9 protein-coding genes, 4 tRNA genes and 2 rRNA genes are annotated in these 16413 nt (G+C 46.7%); 10 read left to right on the forward strand and 5 right to left on the reverse strand.

Annotated features, from left to right (window positions below; all coding sequences use genetic code 11):
- Nucleotides 1-348: 348 nt before the first annotated feature.
- The 6 genes from LSG31_RS07720 (at nt 349) to LSG31_RS07745 (ending at nt 4031) form a co-directional block, all read left to right on the forward strand.
- A 23S ribosomal RNA gene (locus LSG31_RS07720) occupies nt 349-3326 on the forward strand.
- A 198-nt stretch (nt 3327-3524) separates the two neighbouring features.
- Nucleotides 3525-3641, forward strand: a 5S ribosomal RNA gene (gene rrf, locus LSG31_RS07725).
- Nucleotides 3642-3651: 10 nt separating this feature from the next.
- Nucleotides 3652-3727 (forward strand) — tRNA-Val (locus tag LSG31_RS07730).
- Nucleotides 3728-3795: 68 nt separating this feature from the next.
- A tRNA-Met gene (locus LSG31_RS07735) sits at nt 3796-3871 on the forward strand.
- 5 nt (nt 3872-3876) lie between these two features.
- A tRNA-Asp gene (locus tag LSG31_RS07740) sits at nt 3877-3953 on the forward strand.
- A 5-nt stretch (nt 3954-3958) separates the two neighbouring features.
- Nucleotides 3959-4031 (forward strand) — tRNA-Thr (locus tag LSG31_RS07745).
- A gap of 246 nt (nt 4032-4277) precedes the next feature.
- Here LSG31_RS07745 and LSG31_RS07750 read toward each other — a convergent pair.
- Nucleotides 4278-4907 carry a cyclase family protein gene (locus tag LSG31_RS07750; RefSeq protein ID WP_347438772.1) on the reverse strand — a complete coding sequence of 210 codons (630 nt, stop codon included), beginning with the start codon at nt 4905-4907 and terminating at the stop codon, nt 4278-4280.
- On the reverse strand, nt 4900-6429 hold the full coding sequence (gene zwf / locus LSG31_RS07755; protein ID WP_347439464.1) for a glucose-6-phosphate dehydrogenase: 1530 nt from the start codon (nt 6427-6429) through the stop codon (nt 4900-4902). Before zwf ends, LSG31_RS07750 begins: the two co-directional genes overlap by 8 nt.
- Before the next feature lie 305 nt (nt 6430-6734).
- On the opposite strand from zwf, the gene LSG31_RS07760 reads away from it, so the two are divergent.
- Nucleotides 6735-8144 (forward strand): Na+/H+ antiporter NhaC family protein, encoded by a 1410-nt coding sequence (locus LSG31_RS07760; RefSeq protein WP_347438773.1) that lies wholly within the window; start codon nt 6735-6737, stop codon nt 8142-8144.
- Here the strand turns inward: LSG31_RS07760 and LSG31_RS07765 are convergent.
- Complete coding sequence (locus LSG31_RS07765; protein ID WP_347438774.1) at nt 8141-9682, reverse strand: spermidine synthase; 1542 nt, start codon at nt 9680-9682, stop codon at nt 8141-8143. The two genes, LSG31_RS07760 and LSG31_RS07765, sit on opposite strands and share 4 nt — an antisense overlap.
- A gap of 332 nt (nt 9683-10014) precedes the next feature.
- Between LSG31_RS07765 and LSG31_RS07770 the strand changes: the two genes are divergently transcribed.
- Entirely contained in the window at nt 10015-10704 is a 690-nt protein-coding gene (locus tag LSG31_RS07770) for a metal-dependent hydrolase (RefSeq protein ID WP_347438775.1), read from the forward strand.
- Nucleotides 10705-10891: 187 nt separating this feature from the next.
- Here LSG31_RS07770 and LSG31_RS07775 read toward each other — a convergent pair whose 3' ends face one another.
- Together LSG31_RS07775 and LSG31_RS07780 are read right to left on the reverse strand one after the other, a co-directional pair.
- Nucleotides 10892-11788 (reverse strand): cupredoxin domain-containing protein, encoded by an 897-nt coding sequence (locus LSG31_RS07775; protein WP_347438776.1) that lies wholly within the window; start codon nt 11786-11788, stop codon nt 10892-10894.
- A gap of 211 nt (nt 11789-11999) precedes the next feature.
- A complete protein-coding gene (locus LSG31_RS07780; protein WP_347438777.1) occupies nt 12000-13136 on the reverse strand; it encodes a M20 family metallopeptidase in 1137 nt (378 codons plus the stop codon).
- 156 nt (nt 13137-13292) lie between these two features.
- On the opposite strand from LSG31_RS07780, the gene LSG31_RS07785 reads away from it, so the two are divergent.
- Together LSG31_RS07785 and LSG31_RS07790 are read left to right on the forward strand one after the other, a co-directional pair.
- The gene (locus tag LSG31_RS07785) at nt 13293-15389 is read left to right on the forward strand and encodes a sigma-54 interaction domain-containing protein (protein WP_347438778.1); all 2097 of its coding nucleotides are present in this window, start codon (nt 13293-13295) and stop codon (nt 15387-15389) included.
- Between the two features lie 180 nt (nt 15390-15569).
- On the forward strand, nt 15570-16394 hold the full coding sequence (locus LSG31_RS07790) for a transporter substrate-binding domain-containing protein (protein WP_347438779.1): 825 nt from the start codon (nt 15570-15572) through the stop codon (nt 16392-16394).
- Nucleotides 16395-16413: the final 19 nt, after the last annotated feature.

Below are 16413 nucleotides of genomic sequence, written 5' to 3' on the forward strand. Positions count from 1 at the left end.
AATGCGTGGTAACTGCGCAAGCAGTACACAATTTCATCAAATGTTTTACCCGAGCGCTTAACGATTTTTATTTGGTATGCATGTTCTATGCAGCACCAAGCTGCGACTCGCTAGCGGCGAGAAGTGCTAGGAAGAGATTTCGTGAAGAAGTGAGCATAATGGAATTATGTGAACGATGAACGAAAGATCTGACAACGCAATTCGAAGCCGATAGATAGAGTGAAGTCGAATCAGAAGCGAGAAATGCAAGGAAGAGCGTTTGTGGAGGAGGGAGCGTACGAAGTGGGTACGTGACTGACGGAACAAACGATCTGACACAGCAGTTCGACGCTTATCATTCGACGAATAGGTTAAGTTAGTAAGGGCGCATGGTGGATGCCTAGGTGCCAGGTGCCGATGAAGGACGGAGCGAACGCCGAAACGCCCCGGGGAGCTGTAAGCAAGCGTTGATCCGGGGATCTCCGAATGGGGCAACCCCCTGCGGTTCATACCGCAGGATTCCGATCTGAATCCATAGGGTCGGAAAGGTACACCAGGGGAACTGAAACATCTAAGTACCCTGAGGAAAAGAAAACAACAGTGATTCCCTAAGTAGCGGCGAGCGAACGGGGAATAGCCCAAACCGCACATGCTTGCATGTGCGGGGTTGCGGGGCGTCTCATACGAAGTTATCAATCCATTGGGTAGGAGAACGGCCTGGAACGGCCGATCGCAGAGGGTGACAATCCCGTATCTGAAACCAAATGGACTTCGAGACGAACCCCAAGTACCGCGGGACACGTGAAATCCCGTGGGAATCCGGGAGGACCACCTCCTAAGGCTAAATACACCCTGGCAACCGATAGTGAACCAGTACCGTGAGGGAAAGGTGAAAAGCACCCCGGGAGGGGAGTGAAACAGAACCTGAAACCATGTGCCTACAATCAGTCGGAGGGCCATACCACCCCAAAAAGTATTACTTTTCGGGGACCCCGGTTAGCCTGACGGCGTGCCTTTTGTAGAATGAACCGGCGAGTGATGGTCGCAAGCGAGGTTAAAGCGAGAAGCTGGAGCCGTAGCGAAAGCGCGTCTGAAAAGGGCGGCAGTTTGCGGTCATCGACCCGAAACCGGGTGATCTACCCCTGGTCAGGGTGAAGTTGCGGTAAAACGCAATGGAGGCCCGAACCCACTGACGTTGAAAAGTCAGGGGATGAACTGGGGGTAGGGGAGAAATTCCAATCGAACTCGGAGATAGCTGGTTCTCCCCGAAATAGCTTTAGGGCTAGCGTTGGAGCGAGAGGGATGGAGGTAGAGCACTGATTGGGCTAGGGGCCTGTCCAAGGTTACCGAACTCAGTCAAACTCCGAATGCCGTTTCCTTATCTCCAGCAGTCAGACTACGAGTGCTAAGATCCGTGGTCAAAAGGGAAACAGCCCAGACCATCAGCTAAGGTCCCCAAGTTCCGGTTAAGTGGGAAACGATGTGGCGGTGCACAGACAACCAGGATGTTGGCTTAGAAGCAGCCACCATTGAAAGAGTGCGTAATAGCTCACTGGTCGAGTGACGCTGCGCGGAAAATGTAACGGGGCTAAACCGGACACCGAAGCTATGGATGTGCGCTTTGCGCACGTGGTAGGGGAGCGTTCTCAGCGAGTGGAAGTCAGACCGGAAGGTCTGGTGGATGGCTGAGAAGTGAGAATGCCGGTATAAGTAGCGAAAAGACAGGTGAGAATCCTGTCCACCGAAAGCCTAAGGGTTCCTGGGGAAGGCTCGTCCTCCCAGGGTTAGTCGGGACCTAAGCCGAGGCCGAAAGGCGTAGGCGATGGACAACTGGTGGAAATTCCAGTACCACCGTGTCACCGTTTGAGTGAGGGAGTGACGCAGGAGGATAGGGTGAGCGGCCTGTTGGATGGCCGTGCAAGCAGCAAGGCTGGGAGATTGGCAAATCCGTCTTCCATACGGTCAAGCTGTGATGCCGAGCGAAATTGTAGTAGCGAAGTCCCTGATTTCACACTGCCAAGAAAAGCTTCTAGCGAGGGGACCGGTGCCCGTACCGCAAACCGACACAGGTAGGCGAGGAGAGAATCCTCAGGTGCGCGGGAAAACTCTCGTTAAGGAACTCGGCAAAATGGCCCCGTAACTTCGGGAGAAGGGGCGCTCTGGTAGGGTGTTCTTTACGAATGCCTGAGAGAGCCGCAGTGAAAAGGCCCAAGCGACTGTTTAGCAAAAACACAGGTCTCTGCTAAGCCGAAAGGCGATGTATAGGGGCTGACGCCTGCCCGGTGCTGGAAGGTTAAGAGGAGGGGTTATCCCTTGCGGGAGAAGCTCTGAATTGAAGCCCCAGTAAACGGCGGCCGTAACTATAACGGTCCTAAGGTAGCGAAATTCCTTGTCAGGTAAGTTCTGACCCGCACGAATGGCGTAACGACTTGGGCGCTGTCTCAACGAGAGACCCGGTGAAATTGTAGTACCTGTGAAGATGCAGGTTACCCGCGGCTAGACGGAAAGACCCCGTGGAGCTTGACTGTAGCTTGATATGGAAGTTGGGTACTTCATGTACAGGATAGGTGGGAGACTGCGAAGCCAGGGCGCCAGCCTTGGTGGAGTCAATCTTGGGATACCACCCTTGAAGTATCCGGCTTCTAACTCGACGCCCTGAAGCGGGTGTGAGGACAGTGTCAGGTGGGCAGTTTGACTGGGGCGGTCGCCTCCCAAAGCGTAACGGAGGCGCCCAAGGGTTCCCTCAGCGCGGTTGGAAATCGCGCGGCGAGTGCAAAGGCAAAAGGGAGCTTGACTGCGAGACTTACAAGTCGAGCAGGGACGAAAGTCGGGCTTAGTGATCCGGCGGTGCCGAGTGGAAGGGCCGTCGCTCAACGGATAAAAGCTACCCCGGGGATAACAGGCTTATCTCCCCCAAGAGTCCACATCGACGGGGAGGTTTGGCACCTCGATGTCGGCTCATCGCATCCTGGGGCTGAAGTCGGTCCCAAGGGTTGGGCTGTTCGCCCATTAAAGCGGTACGCGAGCTGGGTTCAGAACGTCGTGAGACAGTTCGGTCCCTATCTGCCGCGGGCGCAGGAAATTTGAGAAGTGCTGTCCTTAGTACGAGAGGACCGGGATGGACCGACCGCTGGTGTCTCAGTTGTGGTGCCAACTGCATCGCTGAGTAGCCAAGTCGGGACGGGATAAGCGCTGAAAGCATCTAAGCGCGAAGCCCGCTTCAAGATGAGATTTCCCACTAGGAAGCTAGGTAAGACCCCATGAAGAAGACATGGTTGATAGGTCTGGAGTGTACGTGTGGCGACACATTGAGCTGACAGATACTAATCGGTCGAGGACTTAACCTAAACAAAAAGGTTTACGTGCGCAAAGGGTACGATAGCATTCGCATCTGGTTTTGAAAGAACATCTTTCTTTATGATTCGCTAGAAGCGAGAAGTGCAAGGAATGACCGGAGCGAGTGAAGGAGCGTACGGTATTGGTACGTGACTGAGGCGAGTGATGGGAATGACACAGCAATTCGAAGCTTATAGTAGAATCAGATGTCTGGTGATGATGGCAGAGGGGATACACACGTACCCATCCCGAACACGACCGTTAAGCCCTCTAGCGCCGATGGTACTTGGAACGCAGGTTCCTGGGAGAGTAGGACGTTGCCAGGCGAATATACATGGGCGCTTAGCTCAGCTGGGAGAGCACCTGCCTTACAAGCAGGGGGTCGGCGGTTCGATCCCGTCAGCGCCCACCATGTAATTCACAAGATCGACGAATCGTGATATTCTATCACAGAGTCGACATGATGAATGTACTGTTCGTCGCGGGGTGGAGCAGTTGGTAGCTCGTCGGGCTCATAACCCGAAGGTCGCAGGTTCAAGTCCTGTCCCCGCAACCATATATGGAGCTGTGGTGTAGAGGCCTAACATGCCTGCCTGTCACGCAGGAGACCGCGGGTTCGAATCCCGTCAGCTCCGCCACAATTGCCAGCGTAGCTCAGCAGGTAGAGCAACTGACTTGTAATCAGTAGGTCGCGGGTTCGATTCCTGTCGCTGGCTTCATAAAATTAAGAATTAAAAGACAGAGAATGAATTCTCTGTCTTTTTTGCAGTGCGCCCAGTATGCGTGCTATCATGATGCAACGTATCTGCGAAGATACAAAGTACAGAAATCAGCAGACGCAATAGTATCCGAATCGTGGCGGCAGCAAGCGGAGGGATGAGCATGGAATAGGCCATGTCTACAATACTATAAGCCCACCAAAAAAGACCCTTAACAAATATAAGGGTCTGTAAATGATAGGTTTAATGTATTCCTTCAATTAATAAAACTCTCGCAGGTGCGGCTTCCGTATCAAGCAGCTTAATTGGTGCGGCTACAAGGAAATAAGATCCAGCCGTTACATTCTTTAACCGCAGCCCTTCTATAATCACAATATCCGCTTGAAATAGCGACTTGTGTGTCGGATGACCCGGTTGACTGCGTTCAATGCCAAGCGAGTCAATACCGACGCCTTTTATCTTCAGCTCTGCAAGGTATTTTGCACCATCTTCCGCCAAAAAAACAAATTCAGGAGCAAAGGAATCTTCCTTGGAATTTTTCGTTTTTAACAGAATAAATTCTCCTGGTTGTATATTGTGTGAAACAAGATCTTCTTTTGTAATTCCGCCAACTACATCACTAAGATCCAAAATGCGGCAAGTGCCGATCAGTCTTTCTAGGGAAATTGTTTTTATGGTGCCGCCATCAGGGACCATATGCAGCGGTGAATCGATGTGTGTTCCTGTATGTACGTCCATGTCAATTCTTGATTCCCTTGCCGGACTGTCCGGAAAGTCTTGAACGATGCGAATGCTTGGCTGTTTTTCCGGTTTATTTTTATACACGGGCATACCTTCAAAGATCGCCATTGAAATATCATGCACTTTATACATACATCGGCCTCCTATGCTGCAAATCTACATGTTTCAATTCCACACCGTGGATTTTTTCCTGCGATGATGTTGAGACATTCCACCAATTGTGTTGCTCTTGCTGAAGCAGTTTTTCTGATTCAACGGGACCAAAGGAACCTGCTTCGTAATAACATAACGTTTCTGGATGATTGTCCCACGCACGGCGAATGGGATCAACGAATTTCCAAGCTAAAGATACTTCATCCCACCTGGTAAAAAATGTAGAGTCTCCCTGAATGGCATCATAGAAAAGACGCTCATACGCTTCTGGCGTCTCTTGTCCGCAATTGTTGCAAAACGACATCGAAATGGGTACGACATCGTCATCCGTTCCGGGTTTTTTCGCATTTAAAACTAAATCCATTCCTTCCATTGGGTTGATTCGAATGATTAATAAATTTGGCCCCAAAACTCCGTTTTTATTAAAGAATATTCCTTGGGGCATTTCCTTGAACTGAATGACAATCTCTGTCGATTTCCTCGGCATGCGTTTTCCGGTTCGGATATAAATAGGAACACCGGCCCACCGAAAATTATCGATAAACAACTTTGCTGCTACGAAAGTTTCTGTTAAAGAATCCGGCTTGACATTTGGTTCCTCTCGATAGCCGGCTACTTTATGATTTTGCATGGAGCCTTCCCGATATTGTCCACGAACAATGTATTTTGGAACTTCATCTTCACTATATCGACGAAGAGAGCGCAGAACTTTCACTTTTTCATCTCGAATTGCTTCTGTTTTTAAACGGCTTGGCGGTTCCATACAGACCATCATGATCATTTGCAGCATGTGATTTTGTACCATATCGCGCAAAGCTCCGGCATTTTCATAGTAAACGGCACGTTCTTCAACGCCAACCGTTTCACTTGCGGTAATTTGAATATTCGAGATGTGTGTGTTATTCCATAAAGGCTCGAATAAAGAATTGGCAAAGCGAATGACTTCGATATTTTGAACCATTTCTTTTCCCAGATAATGATCAATGCGAAAGATTTCTTCTTCATCGAACGCTTGCTGAATCTGTTGATTCAACTCTTCTGCTGAAGCAAGATCATGGCCAAACGGTTTTTCGATTACAAGACGTTTCCATCCATTCGTATCCGTGAGACCTGATTGTTTTAAATAACTTGCCACGGGTCCAAACAGATTAGGGGCAATCGCCAGATAGAACAGTCGGTTCCCGGCGGTGCCGGCTTCTTTTTCTTTCGTGTGAACAAGTGCAAGTAATGCGTTATATGCCTGCAAGTTCATAACATCCAAAGAAATATAGGAAAAGTGAGAAATGAATTGTGTCCATTCTTCTTCCGTATCGATAGATATCCTGCCGAATGTTTCAATAGAGTGTCGAACCATTGCTGTAAAATCGGAATCGCTCATGACGGAACGCCCGCTTCCAATTACACGAAAGTCAGCGTGCAGCTTCTTTGCCTTGTATAATCCAAAAAGTGCAGGAAATAATTTACGTTTTGCCAAATCACCGGTTGCGCCAAAAAGAACCATAAGAAATGGAGTTTGTTCGCTGATATCAATTGAGTTAGAATTGTTGTCTGTATATGTTTGCACGAAACGAAACACCTCAGTCTTGTGTTTTAATTGCCGATAGTAAAACTTTTTCAGTTTATGACCATAGTCTTTCCAAAGCAGTATATAACAATGTAGAAGGAAAGCCAACTATTTCAAGATGCGAAAAAAAAGTTTATGATAAAGGATGTCGGAAATTCGGCATGTAAAGAATTTCATTCGAAGTTTTTGAAGCATTTCAATTTGAAGTATCAATCTGAAGCATTTTGTTTACTGAGGAGAGGATGGTTCGTTCATTTATGGATGCAAATGCGAAAGACAAATCGAACATATCGTTGGGTTTGTCTATTTTTCCCTTTGCCATAACGATTGCATCATTATTGCTCAGCCTTTTTGTCATGCATTTCCCCTTGTATGTAGCTTTATTATTGGGGTGGATGTCAGCTTTCATCATTGCTTTGCGGTCTGGTTATTCATGGGAAGAGCTCTTGAAAGCAACATGGAGGGGGATGAAGTCTACATCCATTGTTGTGACCATTTTATTGTTGATCGGCGGTGTGATTGCAGTTTGGATGGCAAGCGGCACAATTGCAGGTTTTATCGTCTATAGCAGTCAATATGTCTCAGGAAAGTATTTGGTCATAGGGGCGTTTTTGATCACGACAGCCATGTCTATGTTGCTTGGTACATCGATTGGCACATTGTCTACGATTGGATTTGTATTTGCAGGAATGGGGCAAATGTTTGGAATTCCTGCAGCTTTGATCGGAGGCGCTTTGATGTCTGGTGCGATGGTTGGTGACCGCTCTTCTCCATTATCGGGTACGGTACATTTGCTGGCCGCTACTGTTGGTGTAAAAGCGGAATCCGCGATTGCCGTAATCATTCGTTCCGGTATTCCGGTTGTAGTATTGTGTACCATTCTCTATGCCATTTTGGGATATCAATTGCCCTGGCATAACCAGGCGCTGTACGGCAATTTGACGATCATTCATAGGATTCAATCTGATTTTGTATTAAATTCTTGGGTTTTGCTGCCGCCGATTGTCGTAGTGGCATTGGCGGTTGCGCGCATTCCGATACGGCGAAATTTATTCATTGGCTTGCTGCTGGGCATGGGGTTTGCGTATTTTGTACAAAACGATTCATTCCTTCGCATCCTTTATTTTTTTTGGAACGGTTATGTCTTGGAAGATGCTCATAGTGGTGTTCATCTGGCCGGTGGCGGAGTATGGAATATGTTTACGGAAGTATTGATTATTATTACAGCGGGAGCACTCAATGGAATTCTTGAGGCATCAGGCATGATGACAAGATGCATCGAAGGTTTCCTTATGAATGTCCGCACAAAAGGCGGATTGCTGTTGGCAACAGTCATACTGTCTGGAATATCCGGACTCGTTTTTTGCAATCAAACATTGATGGTCATCATTCCGGGGCGCATGTTGCAGTCGAAATTTCAGGAATTGCAAATTGACAAAATTGAGCTGGTACGAACCCTGGCCAATTCAGGAGTTGTGATGGCACCGCTGATTCCCTGGAATTTGCATGGGATTCTATCGACTGCGGCGATGGGAATCCCAACTATGGTGTATGACCGGTATGCATTTTTTCTGTGGTTTTTGCCTGCATTTACATTGATTCGCGGTTTTTTTCTTACATACAAATATAAGGCGGATAGAAGTGCCGCTTAGTTGGATCCCTCCGTATTCGTAATGAATTTCATGATCATGGAGTCTGTCATCAATTCGACCGGCGCATGGTTGTCTGTCAAAAGTGTGCCGGCCGCCGTTTCCTTATGAGCAAGGGGGCGCATGGAAACAGGCCACTCTTCCGCAATGGCGTGGATCGGATTGGTTGCGGGAATTTGCGCGAATCCGGAAGTTGACAGTTTCGTCTGCGAACCCAGCAAAATATAATTGTACTGCCCCCGTGCCTTTATGACATATGTATAAGGAAAGACCGATTGAACGGTTTTTTCCATCGAAACGAGCAATTTGGAGTTGGGCGATATGGCATTCACATTGAGTGCGACAACTCCGGATGGCTGCAAATGTTCCTTTAGTTGTGTAAAAAACTCTTGTGTTGCCAGGTGAAACGGAATGTAGATCTGCTGCGTATATGCGTCGACAATAATGATATCGTAACGGTTGTTTGTATGATTGATAAATTGTCTGCCATCTGCATTGACTAATTTCCCATCGGACGGCAAGAATCCAAAATATTTCCGGGCAAGCGGGATGACAGCAGGGTCAATTTCCACCCCTGTAAGTTGCAAATTGGGGAAAAACGGCTTATCGTACCTGGCCAGCAAATGGGGAATCGTACCTCCTGCCGAGCCGAGAATGACAGCTTTTCCGGGATGATTGACAAGGTAAGGCAAAAGCAAATAATCGTCGTAATAGTCATTAGGATTTAACGCATCATGCGGCCTGTGCAGGGATTGGACACCACCGCCTTCATTGTAGACGAGGGCAGTGGTGCCATCGGAATTGCGAATGACTTGAACAAATTGATATAACGTATCTTTTGACCATAGAACATCCCCATTCTGTTTGAGCGGTCCGTGCAGCCACAGATACAAAAGCAGAGGAAGAGCGAGACTGAACCAGGCCAGCCGTCCGATACGGCTGCTTTTCAATCCGATGCAGCTAATCAGGAGCAAGGAAGCAGACCATAAATAAAGGGTTTCTTGTGTGCCCAAAAAGGGTATGGTTCCAAATGCTGTGCCAAATGTTCCAATGATACTGCCCAAGGTGGAGAATGCATAAAGGTTGCCCGCGATTTTACCCGTTTGTTCAGGTGGACCGGCGACCAATCGCAAAGCAAAGGGGCTAACCATCGCCAGTAAAAAGACAGGCGGAGCAAACACCAGTAAAATGGATACAAAAGACAGTAGAATAGTCAGCACAGGCGTATTCATGATGCCGCCGGATAAATAGCGAAAGATGATTTGCCCCCATAGCGGCAATAATGAACTCCATATTCCGGATAGCAACGATAACGTCATCAAGATATTTCCGGATGGCTTGCGGTCAGCCAAACGCCCCCCAAGCCAATAGCCGAGGGAAAGGGAGAGCAGAATCAATCCGATGATGTTGGCCCAGACGATCATCGATGTGCCAAAATAGGGTGCTAAAAAGCGGGACGCAGCCAATTCCAGCGCCATTACGGAGGCGCCGGTCACACATACATATACGTACAAAAATTTTGCTGAGATGTTTTGCTTCATGGAATCACCCGATATTCAATGTCTTGGAGTGTGCAAATAGCCGCAGCTTTTAAACAGACTCTAATTACTCATTATATCTGGTAGAATATGCACTTCCAAGTGATAGTCAAACGTATGTCAAAAATATATGAACGATTGCACGAAATCGTGGGAATTTTGTCTATTCAATGTATCTATCTACTCAAATGATCCATATGTTCAAGAATCAATTCCATTGTCGAACGGATGAAATATATACATAGATGAAATATATTATGGAAACCAGAGGATTTTCATATTCTGATAAAATGGGTTAAGATGGAACTGATGATTCTATATGGGAGGGACATGCGATGGAGATTTTGTATCATGGTCATTCGTGTATTCAAGTAACGAACAATGGGATATCATTCATTGTGGATCCGTTTTTGACTGGAAATCCATTGGCGAAGGCAAAGGCGGAAGATATCAAAGTTCAATATGTCTTGCTTACACATGGTCATTTTGACCATATTGCAGATGCGGTTCAAATCGCCAAACAAAATGATGCGACCGTCATCGCCACATTCGAGTTGGCAAGCTACATGGGGATGCAGGGAGTAAAAAATCATCCAATGAATTTGGGAGGTTCGTATGCATTTGAGTTTGGGAAAGCAAAAATGACCCAGGCATTTCATAGCTCCGGTTTTGTAATGGAAGAAGAACAAAAGATTATTTACCTGGGGATGCCAGGAGGGTTCTTGATTACGATCGGCGATTCAACCCTATATCACGCCGGGGATACCGCGTTATTCGGCGATATGAAACTGATCGGAGAGCGGCATTCGATTGATCTGGCATTTTTGCCGATCGGTGATAATTTCACCATGGGCCCTGATGATGCGGTACAAGCGGCGGAGTGGATTCAAGCAAAGGTTACAGTCCCCGTCCACTATAATACATTCCCGCCGATTCGACAGGATGGTGCCGAATTTGTTCGTTCACTAGCGGCGAAAGGATTGCAAGGGCGAGCGCTGCAGCCGGGTGAGACAATTATTTTGTAGAAAAGTGTTCCGATATACGTAAAAATGCGCGGACGATATTTCAGAAAGTACAGTAAACCAAAAACTTAACTGCATGACAATTTGCTGCATGACAATGGGCGACCAAAAACAAAAAGCACCTCAAGCTGATTTTCATCCAAATCGTTTGAGGTGCTTATTGCTTTTCACAGAATTGAAGCTTTGATTGTTACTTGACGGTTACATCACCCATCATGTAGTCGTTATGCGACATGGCCCATTCCTGGTTTTCGCCATCGCATTTCAATGTGCAATTCCACTGGAATTTGCCGGATTTTTGCGGCGTGAATGTTACTTTCGTAATGCTTGGTTCGCCTTTTTTCGTACTGCCGCTGATTTGTGCGTTCACATTCAGGCCAGGTGCCGTAAATGTATGTTTGCCGTCATCAAAGTTGAAAATCGTCAATTCGACAGGTTCTCCGCTATTGACTGTAAAATTGCCGGGCGTGAATGCGTCATGCAGCTTTCCGTCAGGGCCGAGCTTGTAACCTGCATTGATGACCATGGATACATGCTGCACTTTTTGATCGGTCACAGTGATTTTCCCTTGCATGTAGCCTTGGTGTGCCATCGCCCACTGGTTATTCTCACCATCGCACGGGTCTTTGCAAATCCAGTTAAATGTTCCTGTTTTGGTCGGTGTAAACGTTACTGTCGTTACACCAGGCTCACCCTTTTTCTTGCTTCCTTGCACTTTAACATCCAGATTCAAATCGCTTGCAGTCAATGTATGTGTACCGTCATCGTAGTTGTAAATCGTAAGTTTGACCGGCTGGCCGACTGTAACCGTAAAATCGCCGTTGATAAAAGCGTCGTGCAGCTTTCCGTCCGGTCCGAGCTTCATGCCTGGTTCCACCACAAGATTTACGTTTTGCGGCTGTTGCGCTGCCGTATTGGTGTCAGTGGCGGAAGCTGTCGAATCTTGTTTCGTTTGTGCTGTTGTCTGCTGAGCCGCAGATTTGGCAGATTGATCGGCAGATGCGGGTGCCGCAGTATTTTGTCCGCAACCTGCAAGTGTTATGGAAGCGACCGTTGCAAAGGCAATTGCTGTCAGCCATTTTTTCATACATTCCATCCCCCTAAGTACTCTTCGAATTGAGCATGCAGACATGATGGCAAGAGATCATTTGCAATATGGATGTATGCTCAAAAGCAAGATGTTCGCAATAAATTGGTTACGAGTTTGATTATAGGAGGATGGAAAGATTTGCACATGTTCAGATATAACTAATTTTTTTAGACAAAAAAGACTAGTACATATGAAGCATTGCAAAATTTTATAGTGTTGTAAACAAACGCAGCAAGAGCGCGATGCGTTGCGGGATGGCGCCAATCACGATATGTTCATGGCTGGCATGTGCGCCATCGCCTACCGGGCCAAGTCCGTCTAACGTAGGCGTGCCGACAGCCGCCGCAAAATTGCCGTCACTCGTCCCGCCTGCGTTAGCTTCTGTCAATTGCAGCTCTTCCAATGCCGCCTGCTGTTTTGCATGTGCAAACAATCGTTCAGAATCCGGCGTTCGCTCAAGCGGGAGAATCGAAATTTCTCCGTCAATTTCAAGAGCGGCACCCTGCAGGACGGGCTGCAAATTTTGCATTTGTGCGGTAATGCGTTCCGCTTCGGATTTTTTGGAAATTCGCACATCCACACAAGCTTCTGCGAATTCCGGCACTACATTTGTCGCCGTGCCTCCATGAGCCGTTCCGACAGATAATGTGGTTCCTTCCGCATAATCGGTCCAGGATTGAATTTCCAAAATGTGGTGTGCCAATTCTTCAAGTGCATTGATTCCCTTGGCGTGATCATTGCCGGCATGTGCAGCTTTGCCATACGCGCGGATGATAAAATCACCACCGCCTTTTCGACTTGTCTTGGCCGCTCCGTTCGGACCGGTCGGCTCTACTACCAGGACATAATCACTTTTTCTCGCTTCTTCTTCGATCCATCTGCGGGAAGAAGGACTTCCCACTTCTTCGTCTGTATTCCAAAAAAATACGAGTTTTTTATTCAAAGAAAGGCCATTTTCAACAATTGCCTTGAGGGCGAAGTAACTGAATACAATGCCTGCTTTCATGTCGAAAATGCCGGGACCAAACGCTTTCCCGTTTTCAATTTTCCACGGTTCTTTGACAAGCGTGCCGATCTCCTTGACTGTATCAAAATGGCCGAGAATCATCAGTTGTCGGTCGCCTGATCCGTACTCCATTCGCAGTTGATTGCCATAGCCAGTTTGCGGGATGGCGGCAACTTCACAGCCAAGTGCGGAAAACTGTCGGGCAATATACGATCCAAGCCGGTCGACCGCCTCTTTTTCATGACTTGGCGATTCAAATTCAACATATCGTTGTAATTCTGACAGTATAGTGACTCTTTGTTCTTCAAAATAACCTGACCAGCGTTCTGATTGTGTCATTTGTTCCTCCGATTTTCAATAAGTTTCTCTCACCTTGTTTCTATTCAAGAATCGTGCCAATAAAATTTCAAGGATTCTTTGGTTTACGGATACAATCAATCTTCGTTATATTGGTTAAAAAGGATTGATTTTGGTTTATATGGGTGATGATCAGTGATGAAAAGTCATGAACGAAAAACACTTGCTTTGGTTACCGGCACGAAAATGACGCTGCGAGCGCTTTCGCAGCAATTGACCGATATTTTTTGCGACTCCGATTCGATTGAAATTCATGAATATGCGTTGGACGAATGGATAGGCGACAAGTTGTTCATCACGGCAGACCTGCTGTTGCTATCGACGGAACATTTGCTGGAACAAGCAACCCCTTATCTGGATCCGGCTTGTCCGTTGCTGATAGCAAAACGTGTCACCAATTACCATCATATCGACCAGCTTTTGATGTTGGAAGAAGGGACGAAAGTATTGCTTGTTAATGACCACAAGGAAACGGCGCTGGAATCGATCGAGTCACTCATGACTCTTGGAGTGGATCATCTTCAATATATTCCGTATTTTCCGCAAGACGACAAGGGACAGGGAATGGAGGATATCGAGGTCGCTGTCACGCCTGGAGAAGTTGTGCTGGTGCCAAAGGGAATTCGGCAAATCATCGATATCGGGCCCAGATTGCTGGATGTCATTACCATTATGGAAATTTTGACGAGATTTGGGCTGCTGGAAACGCCCAACCGGTTTCTTTCGGAACGATATATGAAAAAAATTATTGAACTTGGCAAAGAGATGGCAGATGCAACAAAACGGGTCACGATGCTAAACAGGCATGTACAACAAGTATTGGACGGGGTAAATGAAGGGATTCTCGCTGTAAACCAACAGGGGAAAATTACGATCTTTAATGAAATTCTTGAACAAATATCCCGCGTACCTGCACTTAGGGCCATCGGGAAGCCGCTACACCAAGTGATAACGATTCCCGAACTGATTCAATTTTTGACGGATTTGCCTGACGAAGAAACTCGTTTGTTTCAAGTGGAGGGCAAATCGGTCGTCGTTACACGGCTGCCCCAGGAAGATGGATTTATTGCAACATTCCAGAATTTGAAAGACATTTCCAAAAGCGAACAACAGTGGCGAAAAACCATGTTGAATAAAGGGTATATAGCAAAACACACATTTCACCATATTGTCGGGAAAAGTGACGCGATTCAAAACGTCAAACAAATCGCAAAAAAGTTGGCGCGGACAGACCTTACCGTACTGATCGAAGGGGAAAGCGGAACAGGGAAAGAGCTGTTCGCAAGTGCGATTCATAACGAATCAGAACGAAAAAAATGTCCTTTTCTGGCGGTGAATTTTAGTGCTTTATCAGAGGATCTTGTGGAAAGCGAACTGTTTGGTTACGAAGAAGGAGCGTTTACCGGAGCAAAAAAAGGCGGGAAGGCAGGGCTTTTCGAATTGGCGGAGGGTGGAACGATTTTTCTTGATGAAATAGGGGATATCTCTGTAAAAATCCAGGCGCGTTTGTTGCGCGTGCTGCAAGAGAAAGAAGTCATGCGAGTGGGAGGAAACAAAATCACGCCGGTCGATGTTCGTGTCATCGCTGCCACCAACAAAAATCTGTTGGCGATGATACAAGAAGGACGATTTCGAGAAGATTTGTATCATCGTTTAAAAGTGTTGTCGCTAAAGTTGCCGCCATTGCGCATGCGAACTTCGGATATACCGATTCTTGCAAGTCATTTTCTGCGACAAAGCTCGATTCGAAACATTGCAATCACACCAGAGGTGATGGGAAAATTATGTGAATGTTCATGGTTTGGAAATGTCAGGGAGTTGAAGAATGCCATCGAGTATATGTTGGCAGTATCGGAAGGGGATGAACTGAGACTAGAGGATCTCCCGGATTCGTTGCATGACTCAAATTCCTTACAGGATCCATTCGAAATCCAACAGGACGATTTTGCCTCCCTGGATCCCGTTTGGCAAGAATTCGCCCAACTTGGGGACCAGGAGATATATCTCGCGCTTTTGACAGCCATAGAAACTTTGAAAAAGCGGGGGTTAAGCGCCGGACGGCGCACGCTTTCGGTGTTTTTGGCTTCCCGGCACTTGCAGCTAAGCGAGCAGCAAATTCGCAATAAATTAGATGTACTTGAAAAACATGGGTATATTTTGAAAACAAAAGGACGTTCCGGCGCTTCCATTTCCGCAAAAGGACAAAGGATTCTTTGGCAAAATGGGTTGAAATAGGTTTTTAAGATCGGTTGATTAGGTTGAAATAGGCGGAATTGATACTGCGGATTCCAACAAACGCTCCGCTATTCCAACAGAATGGGACATTTTAGCGATTGGCATACAATTTGCATGATATAGAATGACAAATGCAAACAAGAAATATTGTGCAGATATTTTTAAGAGGGGGCTTCATTTATGAAACGGGTAAACATATTGGCAACGTTGGCAATTACCAGCCTTTTCGCTACGTCCATCCTGGCCGGATGCGGCAGTTCCGGCAGCGCGGGGAATGATCAGGGGAAACCCCAATTATCCAATTCCGGTTCGGCGGCAGCATCGAAGCCGCATTTGATCATGGCGACTTCTGCCGATTATCCACCGTATGAATTTCATGATTTGAAAAACAACAACAAGATTTCCGGATTCGACATCGATATTGCCAATGCAATCGCCAAACAATTGAATTTTGATTTTGAAATCAAAGATATGGATTTTAATGGATTGATTCCGGCATTGCAAGCAAAGCGGGCGGATTTTGTCATGGCTGGCATGACGCCAAAGCCGGAGCGTTTGAAAAATGCAGATTTTTCAATTATTTATTATGAAGCAAAGAACACAATTGTTGCCAGAAAGGACAGCAACATTACAAAGCCGGAAGATTTGGCTGGAAAGAAAGTCGGCGTACAGCTCGGCTCCATTCAGGAAGGGGATGCCAAGGACCTTGCCAAAAAGGAAAAAGGAATGCAAGTGGTCCCTTTGAACAAAGTGCCTGACATTATTCAAGAGCTAAAATCCAACCGAATTGACGCGGCTATTATTGAGGATACGGTAGCAAAGGGCTATACAGACGCAAACAAGGATTTGATGTTTACAACTATTCCCACTACCGGGCCAAGTGGTTCTGCTGTAGCCTTTCCAAAGGGCTCCAAGTGGGTGGATAAATTTAATAGTGTATTGAAGAAAATGAAAGCAGATGGAGAAATTGATGCACTGGTTAAAAAATGGTTTGAAAAAAAATAACACATTGAAAGGTGTTTGA

The organism is Fodinisporobacter ferrooxydans, assembly GCF_022818495.1.
Taxonomy (GTDB): domain Bacteria; phylum Bacillota; class Bacilli; order Tumebacillales; family MYW30-H2; genus Fodinisporobacter; species Fodinisporobacter ferrooxydans.